Raw genomic sequence first — 18,523 nt, 5'->3', positions numbered from 1 at the left:
GCGCGGCGCGCGGGCCCCCCCCCGCCGCCACCACCACAACCCCCCCCCCCCCCAGGCGGGCCCCCCGCGGCCCAACCCCCGGGGCGCCAACACCGCGGGGGTCGCGTTCGGACTGTCCGAACGCGACCCCCGCTTTTCCGCGTCGGGGTCAGGCTTCGGCGAACTCGAACGGCAGCGCGTCCACGCACGCCTGGTACTTCTGCACCATCTCGTGTTCGGTGTGCGCCGCGACGAACAGGTGCGCCAGCTCGAAGCTGTAGCTGTCCTGCTCGGGCAGGTCCGACAGCCGCTGCCCCGCCTCCGGCACGATCGTGATCTGGGTGCCGTCGATGCGGTCCTGCACCGCGGCGATCTCCTCGGGCGTCGGCACCCGCGTCACCACGCCGTCCTCGAACCGGCGCAGGTACCACTTGCCGGCGATCTGGTAGGTGCCCTTGGTGGGGCGGCGGCCGGGATCCTGGCCGAGGCCGAGGCGCACCATGATCTCGTGGTTGGCGACGCCGTCGACGAACTCGAACAGCTCCGCGTGCGACTGCGAGTGCCGGGGGTTGATCTCCAGCAGGGCCACCTGGCCGGATTCGGGGTCGCAGAAGAACTCGATGCTGAAGGTCCCGTTGTCGAAGCCGATCTGCTTCATCACCCGCCCGGCGACGTCCCGCATCCGCTGGACGGTCTCCTCCCCCAGCTGCGACGGGTACTGGTGGCGCAGGAAGGACGAGCTGTCCGGGTAGTTGATCGAGTCGAGGGCGCCGTAGACGGTGACCTCGCCCCGGTGGACGTACCCTTCGACGGCCGCCTGGACGCCGTGCAGCGCCTCTTCGGCCAGGCACGCGGCGCCCCCGACCCGGGCGATCTCCGGCGGGAGCTCGACCTGTCCGAGCACGTAGTCGAACGGCTCCCCCACGCGGCCGACCCCGGCCCGAATCTCGGCCACCGCGTCGGCGAATTCGGCGTCGTTCCCGGCCTTGAAGGCGAGCTCGGAGGAGAAGGACTTCACCGGCTTGAGCCACATCGGGTAGCCGACGCCTTCCGGCGGGGCGGGTTTCTCGGTGTCGAGGTCGACGATGCCGAAGTTCGGCAGCTCGTCGATCACCGTTCTCTGCTCGAGCCGGCTCCAGTACTTGTGCTCGCACTTCAGCACCGCTTCCAGCGACACGCTGGGCAAGCCGTAGCGGCCGCAGAGGATGGGGACGAGCGTGGCGGCGGGGAAATCCCAATAGCTGACGATCGTGCCGACCTCGCCGTCGAACGCGTCCAGTTCGTGCTGCGCCGCCTTCAACAGCGCTTCGAAGTCGATTTCCCCGTGCTGCAGCTCTTCGGGGGTCAGCAGGCCGTGGAACCGGTAGCTCGCGGCCCACGGCAGGCGTTCGAGGACGCGCTGGTTCTCCTCGTCCAGGCCGATCACGAAGATGTCGGTACTCATGTGCTGGGGCTACCCGAGGCGTCGAGCGGGCCAAACGGGCCGGATGGCCCGTTTGATCGGGCCCTGAGCGGGCATCCGCAGGCATGACAGCTCTGCCCGATCCGCTTTCGCTGTGGGTGGAAACCGCCCCTTCCCCGGACCGCACCGGCGTACCGGTGCCGGAATCCGCCGACGTCGCGGTGCTCGGCGCGGGCATCGCCGGGCTCACCACCGCCCTGCTGCTCGCGCGCGCCGGCCGGTCGGTCGTCGTGCTGGAGGCCGAGCGGGTCGCGGCCGGGGTGTCCGGCCACACCACCGCGAAGGTCAGCGCCCAACACGGGGCCAAGTACGCGGACCTGACGTCCCGCCACGGCGCCGGCGCGGCGAAGGCCTACGCCGGCACCCAGGCGGCGGCACTCGAATGGATCGCGGCCACGGCGGCCGAACTGGGCGTCGACTGCGGGTTCACCCGTGCCGACAGCTACGTCTACACGACGCGGGAAAGCACCGTGGACTCCCTCAGGCAGGAAGCGGACGCGGCCGCCGCGGCGGGCCTGCCGGCGTCGTTCACCGAAGAAGTCGCACTCGACGTGCCCGCGCTCGGGGCCGTGCGGACCACCGGGCAGGCGCACTTCCACCCACGCCGGTGGCTGCTCGGCCTGGCCGCCGAGATCGAGCGGGCGGGCGGCACCATCGTCGAGCACGCCCGGGCGACCGCGGTCAACGGGCAGACCGTCCGCACTTCGCGGGGCGACGTCGTGGCGGGTGAAGTGGTCGTCGCGACCCACTACCCGGTGCTCGACCGCGGCCTGTACTTCGCGCGGCTCGACCCGGTGCGCGACCTCGTCGTCGCGGGCCCGGCGGCGGGCGGCTCCGCGCCGGCGGGCATGTTCCTCGACGCCGACACGCACCACTCCGTGCGCGGGTACACCGAACAGGGCACGCCGATGGTGATCGCCGGCGGCGAGCACTACCGGGTGGGCGCGCACGTCAACGTCGAACGCCGGTACCGGCGGCTCGCGGACTGGGCCGACGCGCGGGCGGGCCTGCACCGGGTGACCCACCGCTGGTCCGCCCACGACATGTCCACGCCCGACCTGCTGCCCTACGTCGGCCGCTACCTGCCCGGGACGAAGAACCTCTGGGTGGCCACCGGGTTCGGCCAGTGGGGCATGACCGGTGGGACGGCCGCGGGCCACGTGCTGGCGGCGCGGATCCTCGGCGAGCCGCACCCGGCCGCGGACCTGTTCGACCCCAACCGCTTCGACGCCCGTTCGGTGCTCGAGGTGGCCCAGGACAACCTCACCGTCGCGAAGTACCTCGTCGGCGACCACGTCGCCGCGCTGTGGCGGTCCGAGAAGCTCGACGACCTCCGGCCCGGGGAGGCCGAGGTCGTCCGCGTGGGCGGCGAGCTCGTCGCGGCCCACCGCGACGACGCCGGCAAGCTGCACACGGTCGGCGCGCACTGCACGCACCTGGGGTGCCTGGTTTCGTTCAACGACGCGGAGAAGACCTGGGACTGTCCCTGCCACGGCTCGCGGTTCGGCGTCGACGGCGAAGTGGTGCAGGGCCCGGCGGTCCGCCCGCTGCGCCGCGGCCCGGACTGAGCCGGCGGGGGACGTTCCTCCCCTCTGCACCGAGGAACGTCCCCCGCCGGGCTGGTCAGCCGGACGCCAGTCTCTTGCCCGCGTCGTACAGCAGGTGCAGGCCGTCGGCCAGGCCGACGGCCGTCAGCACCGTGGCCGCCAGCCGGGTCGCGCGCGGCGCGATCACCAGACCGGCGGCCAGCCCGGTGCCGACCCAGACGTTCAGGCAGAACGGGCACGACACGAGCTCGCCGACCGCGTGCTCGACGTGTCCCTTCGCGGGGACGGACTCGTTCAGCTCGTCGTCGCCGGCCGGCTCTTCGTACCGGGTGAACGGGGCGCGCAGCGGGCTGGTGACCGCGTCCTTGGCGAGCAGGCGGCTGGCCTTGAACGTCGCCGCGCCCAGCAGGACCGTGTCGCCGACGCCGAACCGCTGCGGCAACCGGGCCCCGACGGCGCGGCCGAGCAGGGCCAGCCCGCCCACCAGCCCGCTGTAGGCGCCCATCGCGACGGCGTACCCGGCCAGCGGCCGGTCTTCCCCGCCGGCGTAGCTGCGCTGAACCTGCTTGGCCTTCTCGGTGACTTCTTCGATCACGCTCATGCGTCCGCCGATCCGGGCTCGCTCATCTTGCCCTGCTGCTTCGCCTTGGCCTCGTCCGGCAGCACCCGCGAGGCGGCCGCCTGGAGCTTGTTCTTGGCCCCGGCGACGACCTTGTCCTCTCCGGCCATCAGCGCGTCGAAGCCGGCTTCCGCGACTTCGGCCGCCGGGTCCTTGGGGCCGGCACCGAGTTTGGTGTCCTCCATGTCCGCGCGCTCGAAGAACTCGGTGTCCGTCGGGCCGGGCAGCAACGCCGTCACGGTCACGCCCTTGTCCTTCACCTCGGCCCGCAGGCCTTCGGAAAAGGACGTCAGGAACGCCTTCGAAGCGGCGTAGACGGCCTGGTACGGCCCGGGCGACGTGCCGGCGATCGACGAGGTGAACAGCACCCGGCCGTGCCCGCGCCCGACCATGCCGGGCACGACCCGCTTGGTCAGGTGCACCGCCGACCGCACGTTCAGGTCGACGACGGTGAGCTGGTCCTCCAGGCGGGTGTCCCCGGCGAACTCGCCGTTGATCCCGACACCGGCGTTGACGGCCAGTGCTTCCACCGGGCGGTCCGCCAGGTGGCGGACCAGTTCTTCCACCCCGTCCGGGGCGGCGAGATCAGCGCGGACCGCCTCGACCTGCGCGCCGCACGCGCGGACCTCGTCCGCGGCGGCGGCGAGCTCGGCATCCTCAGCGGCCAGCACGAGGTCGAAGTCGTGCCGGGCGAACTGCTTCGCCAGCTCCAGCCCGATCCCGCTCGACGCGCCGGTGACGACGGCCAGTGGCCTGGTTGCGGTGGTCATCCATGCTCCTTCCGGTGCTCCTGCCCGGGCTACCCGCCGCCGCGGGCGGCAATCATGGTTTCCCGGTACGCCGGGCGGGTATTTCGCGGCGGTGGGACGCACCAGACTCCGGCGCAGTGACCTGCGCGGCCCGGGCATCAAGCGCATCCGCCGCGGCCGCGGGTTCTCCTACGCCATGCCCGACGGCTCTCCGGTGACCGATGACGAGCTCCTGGCCCGGATCAAGGACCTCGTCATCCCGCCCGCCTGGCGGAACGTGTGGATCTGCCCGTACCCGAACGGGCACGTCCAGGCGGTCGGCACCGACGACGCCGGGCGGCGCCAGTACCTCTACCACGAGCAGTGGCGGCGTGACCGGGACGAGGAGAAGCACGACCGCGTGCTGCAGATGGCCCGCCGGCTGCCGCAGTGGCGTGCTTCGGTGGCGGAGGACCTCGCCGGGCCCGGCTTGACGCGCAAGCGGGTGCTGGCGGCGGCGTTGCGGATGCTCGACCGGGGCATCTTCCGCACCGGCGGCGAGGAGTACGCGGAGGAGAACGGCACCCACGGCGTCGCGACGCTGCGGCGCTCGCACGCCGCGGTCCGGGGCGACGAGTGCCGGTTCTGCTACGTCGCCAAGGGTGGCCTGGACCGCGAGGTCGCCATCTGCGACGCCGAACTGGCCGCGGTGCTGAAGTCGCTGCTGCGCAGCCGCTCGGGCAGCGACCGGCTGCTGGTCTTCCGCGAGGGCGGCACGTGGCACGAGGTGCACGCCGCGGACATCAACGAGCGGTTCAAGGAGCTGGCGGGCGAGGACTGCACGGCGAAGGACATGCGGACGTGGAACGCGACGGTGCTGGCGGCAGCGGCGTTCGCCGCGGCGGACCCGCCGGCGTCCGAGACGGCCCGCAAGCGCGCGGAGGCGAAGGTGATGAAGGAGGTCTCGACGGCGCTCGGGAACACCCCCGCGGTCTGCCGATCGTCCTATGTGGACCCCCGGCTGGTGGAGGCCTACCGCGCCGAACGGACGATCGCCCCGGCGCTCAAGCGCGCGGCGAAGCTCGACGGGGACGAGGCACGGGCGGTGCTGGAGAAGGCGTGCGCGCGGCTGCTGAACGCGTCGTGACGGTGTGGAGTGGGAGGCACGGTGGGATCCATCCGAACGTGTACTGGCCCGCGGCAGCGGTCGTCGGGGAACCTTGAGGGGATGACTTCCTCCGCAGTGCGCTGGCGCGCGTCGATCAGCCTCACCGTGGGCGACGGCGGGCCGGTGTCGAGCATCGTCGAGTCCGACCACGGGAGTGAGGGGTCGGCGCGGGAGTGGATCGAGCGGAAACTGCCCCGGACCCGGTTCCCGGCGTGGATCCCGGCGGCCCGGCGGCGCGACGGGGTGGAGTTGTTCGGCCGGGTGGCCCGGGGCCGGATAGACCCGGACCAGCTGCTCCCGACCTGGGAACCGGAGGCGGCGCCGGTCTGGCACGCCGACCGAGCCGGCGACCAGGTCCAGTGGCGCCGCTGCGCGGCCGACGATCGGTGAGGTGCAGTCCGGTCGGCTGAGGCACGTCGCAAGGTAGTCTTCGGTGCGGTCAAGGCACCGAGAGCGGCCTTCGCTGCGCTTAACGCACCCAACGCGGCCCTCAGTGCGCTCCACGCACCCAATATGGCCCTCGGTGCACCCAACGGCGCCCCACGTGGCCCTCGGTGCGCCCAACGCACCCAACTGCGCCCAACGCACCCAGCGTGGCCCTCGCTGCGCCCAATGCGCTCAACGCGGCCCTCGCTGCGCCCAATGCACCCAAGGTGGCCCTCGCTGCGTTGAGCGCAACCAAGGCCACCTTGGGGCGCTCGCGGGCGCAGCAGCCGTAGCCGCGGCCGTAGCCGTAGCGGGACTCAAGCCGCGCCCGTGGCGGAACTCCGGGCGCGGCCGGAGTCAGGCCGCGCCCACGTCCGTGCGCAGCAGGCAGAACTCGTTGCCCTCCGGGTCCTGCAGCACCACCCACGACTCCTGCCCGGTCTGGCCCACGTCCGCCGGACGGGCGCCCAGGGCGGTCAAGCGCGCCAGCTCCGTCTCCTGGTCCACCCCCGCCGGGCTCACGTCGAGGTGCAGCGGCAGCTTGCCCCGGCGAGGGTTCTCCGTCCGGGCCAGGATCAACGTCACCGGCCCTTCGCCGAACCGGGCGCCCGCCGGGCCCAGGGCCAGGCCGTCCGGCTCGTGGCCGATCACCTCGTAGCCGAGGACCGCGCACCAGAACTCCGCCAGGCGGTCGGGGTCGTGGCAGTCCAGCACCAGTTCGGTGATCCGGCAGGCCATCCGCTCACTTCCGTTCGGACTCCGCCACCGCCGCGGCTTCGTCGTCGTCCATCGCCTTCGTGTCCCGCGGCGGCAGGAACGGCTCCTCCTGGTCCTCCACGCGCCCCGCCTCGATCGTGCGGCCGCGGGCCAGCTCCGCGTCCAGCTCGGCCCCCAGCAGGATCGCGAGGTTGGAGATCCACAACCATACAAGGAACGCGATCACCCCGGCCAGCGAACCGTAGGTCTTGTTGTAGGAACCGAAATTCGCGACGTAGAGCGCGAAACCGGCCGACGCCAGCACCCACAGCACCACGGCCAGCAGCCCACCCGGCGTCAGCCACTTGAACCCCGGCTGCCGCACGTTCGGCCCCACCCAGTACAGCAGCGCGAACGCCACGCTCACCAGCAGCGCGATCACCGGCCACTTCGCGATTTCCCACACCAGGACGCCGGTCGACCCCAGCCCGATCAGGTCGCCGATCCGGCGTGCCACCGAGCCCGTCGCGACCACGCCCAGCGCGCACAGCGCCAGCAGCACCACGATGGCGATCGTCAACGCCACCCGCAGCGGGATGACCTTGTAGATCGGCCGGCCCTCCGGCATGCCGTAGATCGCGTTCGACGCCCGCATGAACGCGCCGATGTAGCCCGACGCCGACCACAGCGCACCCAGCAGGCCCAGGATCGCCAGCGGGCCGGCCAGGCTGCGCGAGCCCGTCAGCTCCTTGATCGCGCCGACGAGGATGTCCTTGCCCTGGCCCGGCACGAGCTGGTTGACGTTGTCGATCACCGTCTGGATCTTGTCCGGGCCGAGCAGACCGAGGATCGCGGTGAGCACGATGATGCCCGGGAACAGCGACAGCACGCCGTAGTAGGTGAGCGCCGCCGCCCAGTCGGTGAGGTTGTCCCGGTTGAACTGCTTGAACGTCCGTTTGAGCGCCGCACCCCACGACCGCTTCGACAGTTCCCCGGGTCCGTCGGGTTCTTTTCCGTGTCTGGCCACCATCGCCACCTCCTGCTCGGTCCGGCGGGCATACCCCGTCCGGGAGTGGGTATGCCTGTTTCGTCACTCGAACCAGGAGGAAGCCGTGCCCGAAGTCAGCCGCGTGATCGACGTACCGCCCGACGCCGTGTTCGCGGTGCTCGCCGACGGCTGGCTCTACGCCGGCTGGGTGGTCGGCAGTTCCCACATCCGCGACGTCGACGAGGACTGGCCCGCGGTGGGCTCCCGGATCCACCACAGCGTGGGCCCGTGGCCGGTGCACATCCAGGACGTGACGGTGGTCCGGGCGGTCGAGCCCGGCCTGTCGCTGTCACTGGAGGCGCACGGCTGGCCGCTGGGAGCGGCCGCGGTGGGCCTGACGCTGGTCCCCCACGGCGACGGGCAGACGCTGGTCCGGATGACCGAGCACATCGTCCGCGGACCCGGCAAGGTGCTCCCGGCGGCGGTCCAGGCGATGATCGCGAAGCCGCGCAACACGGAGTCCCTGGCCCGGCTGGCGGACCTGGCGACGGGCAAGTACGCCCGCGCCCGGCACGGCCACCCGAGCCCCTAGCCGGGCCTGCCGGGGCCGGACTGCTCCCTTGGCCCCGCCTCGCCGAGCGTCCCGAATGACTCATTCGGGACCTCTGAGGTCCCGAATGAGTCATTCGCGACCATTGCCGCCGGGAGCCCCGTGCCGGGCGACCGCCCATGACAGGCGGCCGCGCCCAAGCAGCGTCAGCCGTAGATCGCCCGGTGGGCCGTCCGGATCAGCGCCGCGTATCCGCCGCCCAGCATTCCTGCCCGGGCCATCGCCGCGCGGGCCGCGTTTGCTCCCGGGCCGCCGTGGACCGCTCCGCCCGGGTGGGCCGATGCTCCCGCCAGGTACAACCTGTCCACCGGGGTGTCCGCGCGGCCCGTGCCCGGCACCGGGCGGAAGAACAGCTGCTGGTGGATCGCCGTCGTTCCCCCGTTGATCGCGCCGCCGACCAGGCCCGGGTTGTGGCCCGCCAGCTCCGCCGGTCCCTGGGGGTAGCGGGCCTTGATCAGCTCCGTGAACCCCGGCGCGTTCGCCTCGACCAGCTCCTCGATCCGCTTGACCCGCCGATCCAGCGCCGCCCGGTTCTCCACCGTGCCGCGCGGCACGTGCGTGTACGCCCACGCCGCTTCCGTGCCCGCCGGCGAGCGCGTCGGGTCGCTCGTGGTCATCTGGCCCAGCAGCAGGAACGGGCGGCGCGGGGTCCGGCCGCGGGCGAGCTCGCTTCCGAACGCCGACAGCCCGTCGAGGTCCGTTCCGAGGTGGATCGTGCCCGCGCCGCGCGCTCCTTCGGCCGTCCACGGGATCGGGCCGGACAGGGCCCAGTCCACCTTCACCGTCGCGCTGTCCCATTCGAACTTGCCGAGGTCCTCGACCAGCCGGGGCGGCAGCCACTCCTCCCCCACCAGCTCGCGGTACAGCACCGGGGCCGGCACGTCGGCGAGCACGGCCTTGCGCGCCCGCACCGGGTCGCCGGCGGCGTCCCGCACCCCGAGCGCCCGCCCGCCGCCGACGAGGACTTCCCGCACTGGGCGTCCACAGTGGACTCTCCCGCCCCGCGACTCGAGCCTGCGGACCAACGCCGCGGCCAGCTCGCCCGCGCCCCCTTCGGGCACGGGGAAGCCCTCGTCCTGGCCGACCATCGCGAGCAGCCAGCCGAACACCGCGCTGCCGGCGTTGTCGACCGAAAGGTCGCTGTGCGCGGAGTTTCCGGCCAGCAGCAGCTTCGCGCCTTCGCCGTCGAACAGCTCGTCGCCGAAGCGGCGCGCGGGCAGCGTCAGCATGCGTGCCAGCCGCAGTGCGTCGCCGGTTCCGGTGCGACGCAACAGCTTCAGTGCCGGGCGGACCGGCGGGAACGGCGTGAACAACGCGTTCAGCAGCGGCTCGCGAATCTCGCGCCACTGCTCGAACAACCGCCGCCACGCGTCGCCGTCGCCGGGGGCGAACTCGTCGGCCGACGCCGCCGTGCGGTCGATGTCCCGCGAAAGCACCGCGCACCGGTCGTCGGGCAGGACGTGCGCGAGCACGTCGGGCGCGTGCCGCCAGCGCAGGCCGTGCTCGTCCAGCCGCAGGCCCCGGATCACCGGCGACACCGCCGAAAGCGGGTAGAACGCACTGAACAGGTCGTTGCGGAAGCCCGGCTCGGTGACTTCGGCGGTCCGGACGGCGCCACCGACGTGTTCGGTCGCCTCCAGGACCAGCACCGACCAGCCGGCGTCGGCCAGCAGGTTCGCCGCGACCAGCCCGTTGTGCCCGGCGCCGATCACCACCGCGTCGACGGCTTCCGTACTCACTCCGGCCTCCCGGCTGGTCAGGCTTGCGACTGGTGGCTCGGCCCGACCCGGGTGAGCGAGCGGAGCCGGGCCAGGACCCCGTCGCGGCGCGGCGGAGCCAGGGGCGGGCTCGCCGCCCCCGCGCCCGACCGGAGCCCGGCGACCAGGTCGGCGAGCGCGGCCGCGGCGTCATACCGAGGTTGCCAGCCCAGCGCGGTCTCCGCCAGGGTGGTGTCCCCGAGCGCGGCGCGGTCGGCCAGCTCGAGCCAGCCCGGGTGCACCGGCAGCACCCCGCCCAGCCAGGCCGCCCGGGTCGCGAGCTGCACCACCGGCTTCGGCACCGGGACGCGGGTGCCACCCAGGACACCGGCCAGCGCGTCCGCGTCGAGCACCTCCGGCGCGGCCAGGTTGACCGCGCCGGTGAAGCCCTTGCCGAGGATCAGCCGGATGGCTTCGGCGACGTCGGTGGTGTGCACCACCTGCGCGCGCAGATCCGTCCACAGCGGAACCGGCAGCCGCCGTCCGCCGACGAGGTGAGCGGGCACCGCCGGGCCGAGCAGCCAGCGCGCGAACTCCCCGGCCGCGCTGCGGTGCAGGATCGCGCACGGCCGGATCCGCGCCACCTTGACCTGCGGGTACTCCTCTTCGAACCGGTCCAGCAGGGTTTCCAGGGCGGCCTTGCCACGGCTGTAGGCGCTGCCCGCGATGCCGTCGCACGGCCAGTCCTCGGCCACCTTCTCCCAGCGGGGCGCCGGCCCGTAGGCGGCCACGGACGAGGCCACGACCACGTGCGGCACCCCGGCGCCCGCCGCCGCGGCGAGCACGTGCCGGGTGCCGTGGTCGTTGGTGCGCCCCATCGGCGGGTCGCCACGCACCGGCGAGATCGCCCACGCCAGGTGGACGACGGCGTCCGCGCCCGTGAACACCTCCGCCAGCTCCTGCTCCGCGCCGGGGAGACCGATGTCGACGGCCCGCCAGGCCGCCCGGCGATACGGCTCGGCCGACGCGTCCGGCAGCCGCCGCGCGAGCCCGACCACCTCGTGGCCGGGCTCGAGCGCGTCCAGCAGTGCCGTTCCGACGTTCCCGGTGGCCCCGGTGATCACGATGCGCACCCGAAAGGCTTACCCGGTGTCGCGGCCGCGAAACTCAGTGACAACCGGAGCTTCGCCCCGGGCCGGGGGCTTCGCCACCCGGACCCCCGAAAACCTCAGACCAGATCACGGGGAATCCGCCGGTGCCAGTTTCGCGACACGATCCGCCGGGCCCCGTCATAGCCGTCGAGCTGCGCATCGATGACGAACTCGGTATCGGTGCACGAGACGCGCGTGCGGGTCTCGCTGCGTGCCACCCAGTCGCCGCGCGCGAAGGTGACGTCCCACGTGGTTTCCGCCACCGGGGAACAGAAGTCGTCGGCGACCCAGCTGTACCGCTCGCGGACGTCCCGGGTGACCTCCAGGTCGAGGTCGTCGTACCGGACGGTCCCCGCGTCCTTCACGATGTCCAGCGCCGACTGGTAGTCGACGAGGTCCCGCGAGACGGTCCAGCGCTGCTCCCCCGGCGTCACGGCCGTCACGGACATCGGCGGCGCGCCTTCCGGTTCGCCGAACGGCCGGGCCGGCAGCTCGTCCGGCTCGGCGACCGGGCGCACCGGCAGCTCGAGCGCGCTGTGTCCGGTATGGACACTCAGGAGCACCGGTGTCGGCGGCGGCCAGGCCAGCGGCCAGTACGACGTGGACAGCGAGAGCCGGATCCGGTGCCCCGCCGGGAAAGCCTGCGCCACGGCGTTCAGTTCGATCTCTACCGGGCAGCGCTCGCCCGGCTCCATCGGCGCCGGCTCGTCGTGGCCGTCGCGGTGGGTCAGGTTGAGCAGCCCGTAGGTGACCCGGGTGGCCCGCCCGTCCGGTGCGACGTCGGACAGCCGCGCCGCCACCATCGCGACCGGCTGATCGGCCGAGACCTCCAGCCGCACCTTCGGCGAGCCGAGGATCTCGCAGCGCTCGGTGAGCACGTCGGTGTCGAAGACCAGCGACCCGCCGTCCTCTTCGCGCTGGTCGTAGGGCAGGTCCGGCGGGGCGCTGTAGGACGCCCACTTCCCGGAGAACTGCCCGACCGACAACGGCGACGACACGGTCAGGGCCTCGTCGGGCACCGTCTCACCCGGCCGCGCGAGGCGGTGCCGGGCCAGCGGCAGCTCCTGCGGCTCGACGTGCGGCGACGGCCAGGTGGGCTCCCCGACCCAGCGCCCGGGGCGGTCTTCGTAGGACGTCGACGGCGGCACGCTCTCCTGCATCCAGGTCCGCAGCATCGGCCCGTCCATCGCGCCGTTCTCTTGCCCGCGCAGCCAGTGGTCCCACCAGCCGACGACCTCCTGGAGGTAGCCGATCGCCGGGCCCGGCTCGCCCAGGTGCGGGTACTTGTGCGACCACGGGCCGATCAGGCCGCGCCGCGGGACGTCGAGGTGGGCCAGGAGCCGGATCACGGCGTTGGAGTACCCGTCGGCCCAGCCGCTCGACGCCAGCACCGGCACCTGCACGTCGCTGTAGTTCTCCGACACCGAGGCGTGCCGCCAGTAGTCGTCGCGGCGCTGGTGGCCGAGCCAGTTCTCGATCCACAGGCTGCAGTTCTCCAGCCGCTCCCGCCACATCTGGAGCCACCGCTCGCCGACGACCGCCGGGTCGGGCGGCAGCGTGGCGTAGGCGAACATCGTGCCGGACTCGGCGACGTTGTCCGACAGCAGGCAGCCGCCCATGTAGTGCATGTCGTCGGCGAAGCGGTCATCGGTGAACGAGGAGATCACGATCGCCCGCAGGCTCGGCGGTTTCCGCGCCGCGACCTGGAGCGCGGCGAACGCGCCCCAGGAGATGCCCATCATCCCGGTGTCACCGGTGCACCACGGCTGCGCGGCGATCCACTCGAGGACCTCTTCGGCGTCAAGCTGCTCGCGTTCGAGGTACTCGTCGGCCAGCACGCCCTCGGACTCGCCGGTGCCGCGGATGTCCACGCGCACGCAGGCGTACCCGTGCCCGGCGAGGTAGGGGTGGTGGATCGAGTCGCGGGGCGCGGTGAGGTCCCGCTTCCGGTAGGGGATGTATTCGAGGATCGCCGGCACCGGCTCGGTGTCCGACGAGGCCGGCCGCCAAACACGGGCGGACAGGACGGTCCCGTCGGACATCGGGATCCGGACGTGGTCTTCCTCGGTGATTTCGTACGGCAGCGAGGTGACGGCTCGCAAGAGCAACTTCCTCCCGGGTTTACTTGGCGGGCTGCAGCAGGATCTTCTGGGCGCCGTCGAGCTTCTTCTGGAAGATCTCGTACGCGCGGGGCGCTTCGTCCAGGGGCAGCTTGTGCGTGGCGAAGCCTTCGACGCCGAGCGGGTCGCCGTCGCCGGTCAGCACCGGCATGATGTCGTCCAGCCAGTGCCGGACGTTGGCCTGGCCCATCCGCAGCTGGATCTGCTTGTCGAACAGCTCCATCATCGGCATCGGGTCGACCATCCCGCCGTAGACGCCGGACAGCGAGATGGTGCCGCCGCGGCGGACGCTGTCGATGGCGGCGTAGAGCACGCTGAGCCGGTCGATCCCGGCCTTCTCGGTGATCTTCTCGCCGAGCGGCTGCGGCAGCAGCCCGACGAGGGTGTGCGCCAGCTTGCCGACCGGGGCGCCGTGCGCCTCCATGCCGACGGCGTCGATCACCGAGTCCGCGCCGCGCCCGTTGGTCAGCTGCCGGATGGAGTCGCCGATTTCCTTGTGGTCCCGCGTGTCGAGCGCGGTGGCGCCGTGTTCGCGGGCCCGGGCGAGGCGCTCGGGCACCAGGTCGACCCCGATCACCTGGCCGGCGCCGCGGTGCCGCGCGATCCGGCAGGACATCTGCCCGATCGGGCCGAGGCCGAAGACGACGACCGTGCCGTCCTTCGGGACGTTCGCGTACTCGACGGCCTGCCAGGCGGTCGGGACGACGTCGGAGAGGTAGACGAACCGCTCGTCCGGCGGGCCGTCCGGCACCTTGATCGGCCCGTAGTGGGCCTGCGGCACCCGCAGGTACTCGGCCTGGCCGCCGGGGACCTGGCCGTAGAGCTTGGTGTAGCCGAGCAGCGAGGCACCCTTGCCGTGCTCCCTGACCTGGGTCGTTTCGCACTGCGACTGCAGGCCGCGCTCGCACATCCAGCAGTGGCCGCAGGAGATGTTGAACGGGACCACGACCCGGTCGCCGGGCTTGAGGTTCGTCACCTCCGGCCCGACCTCCTCGACCACGCCCATCGGCTCGTGGCCGAGGATGTCGCCCTCGGTCATGAACGCGCCCAGCACCTCGTACAGGTGCAGGTCGGAGCCACAGATCCCGGTCGATGTGATCCGCACGACCGCGTCCGTGGCCTCCTCGATCTTCGGATCCGGCACCTCTTCGACGCGGACGTCGCGTTTGCCGTGCCAGGTCACTGCCTTCATGGCTCTCCCTTTCCGCGGGCGGGGGTCTCTCCGCCCCGGCTTCCCGCGGGTGGCGACGGACAAACCCCGCCGGACGCGCACGTCGCGAATGACTCATTCGGGACCTCGGAGGTCCCGAATGAGTCATTCGCGGCACCCGCGGATGGGGGCCGACAAACTCAGGTGAGCAGGTCGGCCACCAGGTACACGGCCGCGGCCACCGCCGCGGCGGCCGGGAACGTCAGCACCCAGCCCATGACGATGTCGCGGGCGATGCCCCAGCGGACCGCCGAGAGCCGCTTGGTCGCGCCGACGCCCATGATCGCCGCCGTGATGACGTGCGTCGTCGAGATCGGCGCCTTCACCGCGAACGCCGTCACGTACAACACCGACGACGCCACCGATTCCGCGACGAAGCCGTGCGGCGGGTCGAGCGGGAAGACGCGCCTGCCGAGCGTCCGCATGATCCGCAGGCCACCCGAATAGGTGCCCAGCGACAAGGCCGCGGCGCACGCGAGGGTCACCCACAGCGGGACGTCGAACGCCTGCTGCTGCCCGGCCGCCACCAGCGCCAGCACGATCACGCCCATGCCCTTCTGGGCGTCCTGCAGGCCGTGGCCGAGCGCGAGCGCCGAGGCGGAGACGATCTGGAACCGGCGGAACACCCGGCCGCTGCGGTGCGGGTTCGCGCGGCGCAGCAGCCACAGCGCGGCGACCATCGCGAGGTAGCCCAGCACCAGCCCGATCAGCGGCGACGCCACCATCGGGATCAGCACCTTCTCGGCGATCCCCGCCCAGTGCACGGTGCTCGCGGCGGCCAGCGCCGCGCCGACCATGCCGCCGATCAGTGAGTGCGAGGACGACGACGGGAGCCCGAAGTACCAGGTGATGAGGTTCCAGGTGATGGCGCCGGCCAGTGCGGCGAAGACCACGGTGAGCGCGTCCGGCCCCACCGGGACGTCGATGATCCCCTTGGCCACCGTCGCGGCGATGCCGGTCGACAGCAGCGCGCCGGCCAGGTTCATCACCGCCGCCAGCACGAGGGCGGCCCGCAGGGTCAGCGCCCGCGTCGACACCGCGCTGGCGATGGCGTTGGCCGCGTCGTGGAACCCGTTGGTGTAGTCGAAGACGAGCGTCAGCACGATCACAGTGACCAGGGCGGCGGTCCCCGTCACTCAGGACTCCTTGACCGCGATGGTCTGCACCACGTCGGCGAGGTGCTCGAACGCGTCGGCGGCCAGCTCGAACTGCTCGACGACCTCCTTGGTCTTCAGCACCTCGAGGGCGTCCCCGCCCGGCTCGAACAGGTGGGCCAGGATCCGCCGGTAGACGCGGTCGGCCTCGTTCTCGAGCTCGTTGATCTCGATCCAGAACGGCTCGAGGTCACCCACCTTGGCCAGCCCGGGCATCGACGAAGCCGTCAGCTCGGCGGCCCGGCAGAGCACCCGGACCAGGACGTCGGTCCCCGGCGGGAACGTGCCGATGCGGTAGAGCACGGCCAGGTCCGCCGCGGTGTCCGTGAAGTCCAGCACGTCGTCGATCTTGGCGGCGAGGGCCTGGATGTCCTCGCGGTCGAACGGCGTCACGAACGAACTGTTGAGCTCCACCATGATCGTGTGCGTCAGCTCGTCGCCCTGGTGCTCGACCTCGTGCAGGCGCTTCGCGATCGGTTCCCGCCCGGCGGGGTCGGCGGCGACGAGGTCCCCCAGCAACGCGGTCGCGGTGACGAGGTTCGTCGCCGCGTCGGCGAGCAGGTCGAAGAAGCGGGTGCCCCGTGGGGTGAAGCGCATGGATGGAAGTCCCTTCGTCGCGCACGCCCGTCCGGGGCCGGGTACCCCGTCCGGCCGTACGTTTAACGGCCGATCTCCGGGAAATCAGGAGTCATGACCGATCCCGGATCCCGGCGCCTGAGAGTACTGCTCTGGCACGTGCACGGTTCATGGACCGACGCTTTCGTCCGCGGCCGCCACGACTACCTCGTGCCGGTGTCACCCGACGGTGCGCCCTGGGGTCTCGGCAAGGCGGGGCGGAACTGGCCGTCGGTCACCGAGGTGCCGCTCGACCGGCTGGCCGAGGCCGAACCCGACGTCGTCGTCCTGCAACGCCCGGAGGAGCTGGACTTCGCCGCGCGCCTCGGCGTTCCGGCCGTCTACGTGGAACACAACGCGCCCCGGCCGTACGCCGCGTCCAGCGAACACCCGCTCGCCGGCCGGTCCGACATCACCGTCGCGCACGTGACCCACTTCAACGCGGCGATGTGGGACTGCGGCCGCGCGCCGGTGACCGTGGTGCCGCACGGCATCCCCGATCCGGGACCGCGCTACACCGGCGAGCTCGCCGCCGGTGTGTCGATGATCAACGAGCCGGTACGGCGGCGGCGCGTCACCGGTGCCGACCTGCTCGGCACGCTCGCCGAGGCCGCCCCCGTCGACGTGTTCGGGATGGGGACCGAGGAGCTCGGCGCGCCGCTGCGCGGGCTGGGCGACGTCCCGGCGCCGAAGCTGCACGACGAGATCGCCCGCCGCCGCGTCTACGTGCACACCGCCCGGTGGACGTCACTGGGATTGTCCCTTTTGGAGGCCATGCACCTGGCCATGCCGGTCGTCGTCTTCGCCGCCACCGAGGCGGTCGAAGCGGTGCCCGACGACGCGGGCGTGCTCTCCACCGACGTCTCCGTGCTGGCGCGCGGTTTCCGCGAGCTGCTGAACGAGCCCGACTTCGCCGCGCTCGCCGGCAAGAACGCGCGCGAACACGCGTGCAAGCACTACGGGCTGGATGCCTTCTTGACCGCTTGGGACCACCTCCTTGCCGAGACGGCCCGTTGAACCGTGAAGGGAACGCCTCACCGATGAAGATCGCGATGGTGTCCGAGCACGCCAATCCCCTCGCCGCGCTGGGCGAAGCCGATGCCGGTGGCCAGAACGTCCACGTCGCGGAGCTGTCGGCCGCGCTGGTGCGCGCCGGGCACGACGTCACCGTCTACACGCGACGGGAGAGCCGCGACGAGCCGCCCGAGGTCCGGACGCCGCAGGGCTACCGCGTCGTGCACGTGCCCGCCGGGCCGCCGCGCAAGGTGCCGAAGGACCAGCTACTGCCCTACATGGGCGAGTTCGGGAGCTTCCTGCGGGACCACTGGGCCCTCGAGCGGCCGGATCTGGCGCACGCGCACTTCTGGATGTCCGGCCTCGCGACCTCGCTGGCGGCGAGCGCGACCGGGACGCCGGTGGCCCAGACCTTTCACGCACTGGGCGTGGTCAAGAAGCGCTACCAGGGCGACCAGGACACCAGCCCCGCCGACCGCGTCCGGCTGGAGCGGATCATCGGCCGCCAGGCCGGGCGCGTGATCGCCACCTGCTCCGACGAGGTCTTCGAGCTGTCCCGCCTCGGCGTCCCGCGGTCGCGGATCTCGGTCGTGCCCTGCGGCGTCGACCTCGGCCGGTTCTCCCCGGACGGGCCGGTGGCCCGCCGCCGGCTGCCGCACCGGCTGGTCGCCGTCGGCCGGCTGGTCCCGCGCAAGGGGTTCGACATCGCGATCACCGCGCTTGCCCAGCTGCCGGACACCGAGCTCGTCATCGCGGGCGGCCCGGAGCGGGGCAAGCTGTCCCAGGACCCCGAGGCGGGGCGGCTGCGGCAGCTGGCCGAGCGGCTCGGCGTCGCCGACCGCGTTCGCTGGCCCGGCCAGGTGTCGCGCGAGGACATGCCGACCCTGCTGCGCTCGGCCGACGCCGTGGTGTGCGCGCCGTGGTACGAGCCGTTCGGGATCGTGCCCCTGGAGGCGATGGCCTGCGGGGTCCCGGTGGTCGCGGCCGCGGTGGGCGGCCTGACCGACACCGTCGTCGACGGCGTCACGGGGCTGCTGGTCCGCCCGCACCAGCCGAAGGAGCTCGCGTCCCGGGCGCGGCGGCTGATCGACGACCCCGCGCTGTGCCACGCCTACGGCACCGCGGGCCGCGACCGCGCGGTCGCCCGCTACTCGTGGGACCGCGTCGCCGCCGACACGCTGCGCGCGTACCACAAGCTGGTCCCCCAGCAGGCCGCCACAGCCGAGGCCCGCTGACCGAAACGCCATGAATGACTCCTTGGGTTTTAACGTCGGGGGCGGTTGGGGCGACCCTGGTTGATCATGCAGGCAGCCCTTGGTTGATCCTTCTTCTTGTCTAG

Annotated in this window: 17 protein-coding genes; 6 read left to right on the top strand and 11 right to left on the bottom strand. The window is 72.5% G+C overall.

Going from position 1 to position 18,523, the window contains the following annotated elements; translation table 11 throughout:
• Positions 1-148 precede the first annotated feature (148 nt).
• Positions 149-1,423 (bottom strand): ATP-grasp domain-containing protein, encoded by a 1,275-nt coding sequence (locus AB0F52_RS48380; protein ID WP_360186358.1) that lies wholly within the window; start codon positions 1,421-1,423, stop codon positions 149-151.
• A gap of 83 nt (positions 1,424-1,506) precedes the next feature.
• On the opposite strand from AB0F52_RS48380, the gene AB0F52_RS48375 reads away from it, so the two are divergent.
• On the top strand, positions 1,507-3,009 hold the full coding sequence (locus AB0F52_RS48375) for an FAD-dependent oxidoreductase (RefSeq protein WP_360186356.1): 1,503 nt from the start codon (positions 1,507-1,509) through the stop codon (positions 3,007-3,009).
• A gap of 55 nt (positions 3,010-3,064) precedes the next feature.
• Here the strand turns inward: AB0F52_RS48375 and AB0F52_RS48370 are convergent, their stop codons facing one another.
• The gene (locus AB0F52_RS48370) at positions 3,065-3,589 is read right to left on the bottom strand and encodes a DUF1360 domain-containing protein (RefSeq protein ID WP_360186353.1); all 525 of its coding nucleotides are present in this window, start codon (positions 3,587-3,589) and stop codon (positions 3,065-3,067) included.
• Positions 3,586-4,377: an SDR family NAD(P)-dependent oxidoreductase gene (locus AB0F52_RS48365; protein WP_360186350.1), complete on the bottom strand. Its 792-nt coding sequence runs from the start codon at positions 4,375-4,377 to the stop codon at positions 3,586-3,588. The genes AB0F52_RS48370 and AB0F52_RS48365 overlap by 4 nt, the downstream gene beginning before the upstream one ends.
• 91 nt (positions 4,378-4,468) lie before the next feature.
• Here AB0F52_RS48365 and AB0F52_RS48360 point away from each other — a divergent pair, with 91 nt between their 5' ends.
• The gene (locus AB0F52_RS48360; RefSeq protein WP_360186347.1) at positions 4,469-5,482 is read left to right on the top strand and encodes a DNA topoisomerase IB; all 1,014 of its coding nucleotides are present in this window, start codon (positions 4,469-4,471) and stop codon (positions 5,480-5,482) included.
• Between the two features lie 81 nt (positions 5,483-5,563).
• Positions 5,564-5,893 (top strand): hypothetical protein, encoded by a 330-nt coding sequence (locus AB0F52_RS48355; RefSeq protein WP_360186344.1) that lies wholly within the window; start codon positions 5,564-5,566, stop codon positions 5,891-5,893.
• A gap of 393 nt (positions 5,894-6,286) precedes the next feature.
• Here the strand turns inward: AB0F52_RS48355 and AB0F52_RS48350 are convergent, their stop codons facing one another.
• Positions 6,287-6,667 (bottom strand): VOC family protein, encoded by a 381-nt coding sequence (locus AB0F52_RS48350; RefSeq protein ID WP_360186341.1) that lies wholly within the window; start codon positions 6,665-6,667, stop codon positions 6,287-6,289.
• Positions 6,668-6,671: 4 nt separating this feature from the next.
• A complete protein-coding gene (locus tag AB0F52_RS48345; RefSeq protein WP_360186338.1) occupies positions 6,672-7,655 on the bottom strand; it encodes a YihY/virulence factor BrkB family protein in 984 nt (327 codons plus the stop codon).
• Positions 7,656-7,737: 82 nt separating this feature from the next.
• On the opposite strand from AB0F52_RS48345, the gene AB0F52_RS48340 reads away from it, so the two are divergent.
• Complete coding sequence (locus AB0F52_RS48340) at positions 7,738-8,205, top strand: SRPBCC family protein (RefSeq protein WP_360186335.1); 468 nt, start codon at positions 7,738-7,740, stop codon at positions 8,203-8,205.
• Positions 8,206-8,369: 164 nt separating this feature from the next.
• On the opposite strand, the gene AB0F52_RS48335 is transcribed toward AB0F52_RS48340, so the two are convergent.
• The 6 genes from AB0F52_RS48335 to AB0F52_RS48310 all read right to left on the bottom strand — a co-directional run bounded on the left by AB0F52_RS48335 (position 8,370) and on the right by AB0F52_RS48310 (position 16,152).
• Positions 8,370-9,962, bottom strand: coding sequence for an NAD(P)/FAD-dependent oxidoreductase (locus AB0F52_RS48335; RefSeq protein ID WP_360186332.1), 1,593 nt, complete (start codon positions 9,960-9,962; stop codon positions 8,370-8,372).
• Between the two features lie 17 nt (positions 9,963-9,979).
• Positions 9,980-11,053 carry an NAD-dependent epimerase/dehydratase family protein gene (locus AB0F52_RS48330; RefSeq protein ID WP_360186330.1) on the bottom strand — a complete coding sequence of 358 codons (1,074 nt, stop codon included), beginning with the start codon at positions 11,051-11,053 and terminating at the stop codon, positions 9,980-9,982.
• Between the two features lie 95 nt (positions 11,054-11,148).
• A complete protein-coding gene (locus AB0F52_RS48325) occupies positions 11,149-13,173 on the bottom strand; it encodes a CocE/NonD family hydrolase (protein WP_360186327.1) in 2,025 nt (674 codons plus the stop codon).
• Between the two features lie 19 nt (positions 13,174-13,192).
• Positions 13,193-14,383, bottom strand: a complete 1,191-nt coding sequence (locus AB0F52_RS48320) for a zinc-dependent alcohol dehydrogenase (RefSeq protein ID WP_360186324.1) — start codon at positions 14,381-14,383, stop codon at positions 13,193-13,195.
• A gap of 158 nt (positions 14,384-14,541) precedes the next feature.
• On the bottom strand, positions 14,542-15,537 hold the full coding sequence (locus tag AB0F52_RS48315) for an inorganic phosphate transporter (protein ID WP_360186321.1): 996 nt from the start codon (positions 15,535-15,537) through the stop codon (positions 14,542-14,544).
• Positions 15,538-16,152 (bottom strand): DUF47 family protein, encoded by a 615-nt coding sequence (locus AB0F52_RS48310; RefSeq protein ID WP_360186318.1) that lies wholly within the window; start codon positions 16,150-16,152, stop codon positions 15,538-15,540.
• Between the two features lie 93 nt (positions 16,153-16,245).
• Between AB0F52_RS48310 and AB0F52_RS48305 the strand changes: the two genes are divergently transcribed.
• Together AB0F52_RS48305 and AB0F52_RS48300 are read left to right on the top strand one after the other, a co-directional pair.
• Positions 16,246-17,187, top strand: coding sequence for a glycosyltransferase (locus AB0F52_RS48305; RefSeq protein WP_360186315.1), 942 nt, complete (start codon positions 16,246-16,248; stop codon positions 17,185-17,187).
• Between the two features lie 23 nt (positions 17,188-17,210).
• Positions 17,211-18,419, top strand: a complete 1,209-nt coding sequence (locus AB0F52_RS48300) for a glycosyltransferase family 1 protein (protein WP_360186312.1) — start codon at positions 17,211-17,213, stop codon at positions 18,417-18,419.
• Positions 18,420-18,523 lie beyond the last annotated feature (104 nt).

Source organism: Amycolatopsis sp. NPDC024027, assembly GCF_040638975.1.
Lineage (GTDB): Bacteria > Actinomycetota > Actinomycetes > Mycobacteriales > Pseudonocardiaceae > Amycolatopsis.
Note: the sequence above shows the minus strand (reverse complement) of the source record. Positions and strands in the feature narration are given on the sequence as shown.

What these genes read in the sequence shown, in the direction of transcription:
- AB0F52_RS48310 (WP_360186318.1), bottom strand. Translation starts at nt 16,152, where the DNA reads ATGCGCTTCACCCCACGGGGCACCCGCTTCTTCGACCTGCTCGCCGAC.
- AB0F52_RS48375 (WP_360186356.1), top strand. Translation starts at nt 1,507, where the DNA reads ATGACAGCTCTGCCCGATCCGCTTTCGCTGTGGGTGGAAACCGCCCCT.
- AB0F52_RS48320 (WP_360186324.1), bottom strand. Translation starts at nt 14,383, where the DNA reads ATGAAGGCAGTGACCTGGCACGGCAAACGCGACGTCCGCGTCGAAGAG.
- AB0F52_RS48300 (WP_360186312.1), top strand. Translation starts at nt 17,211, where the DNA reads ATGAAGATCGCGATGGTGTCCGAGCACGCCAATCCCCTCGCCGCGCTG.
- AB0F52_RS48380 (WP_360186358.1), bottom strand. Translation starts at nt 1,423, where the DNA reads ATGAGTACCGACATCTTCGTGATCGGCCTGGACGAGGAGAACCAGCGC.
- AB0F52_RS48305 (WP_360186315.1), top strand. Translation starts at nt 16,246, where the DNA reads ATGACCGATCCCGGATCCCGGCGCCTGAGAGTACTGCTCTGGCACGTG.
- AB0F52_RS48365 (WP_360186350.1), bottom strand. Translation starts at nt 4,377, where the DNA reads ATGACCACCGCAACCAGGCCACTGGCCGTCGTCACCGGCGCGTCGAGC.
- AB0F52_RS48345 (WP_360186338.1), bottom strand. Translation starts at nt 7,655, where the DNA reads ATGGTGGCCAGACACGGAAAAGAACCCGACGGACCCGGGGAACTGTCG.
- AB0F52_RS48350 (WP_360186341.1), bottom strand. Translation starts at nt 6,667, where the DNA reads ATGGCCTGCCGGATCACCGAACTGGTGCTGGACTGCCACGACCCCGAC.
- AB0F52_RS48355 (WP_360186344.1), top strand. Translation starts at nt 5,564, where the DNA reads ATGACTTCCTCCGCAGTGCGCTGGCGCGCGTCGATCAGCCTCACCGTG.
- AB0F52_RS48370 (WP_360186353.1), bottom strand. Translation starts at nt 3,589, where the DNA reads ATGAGCGTGATCGAAGAAGTCACCGAGAAGGCCAAGCAGGTTCAGCGC.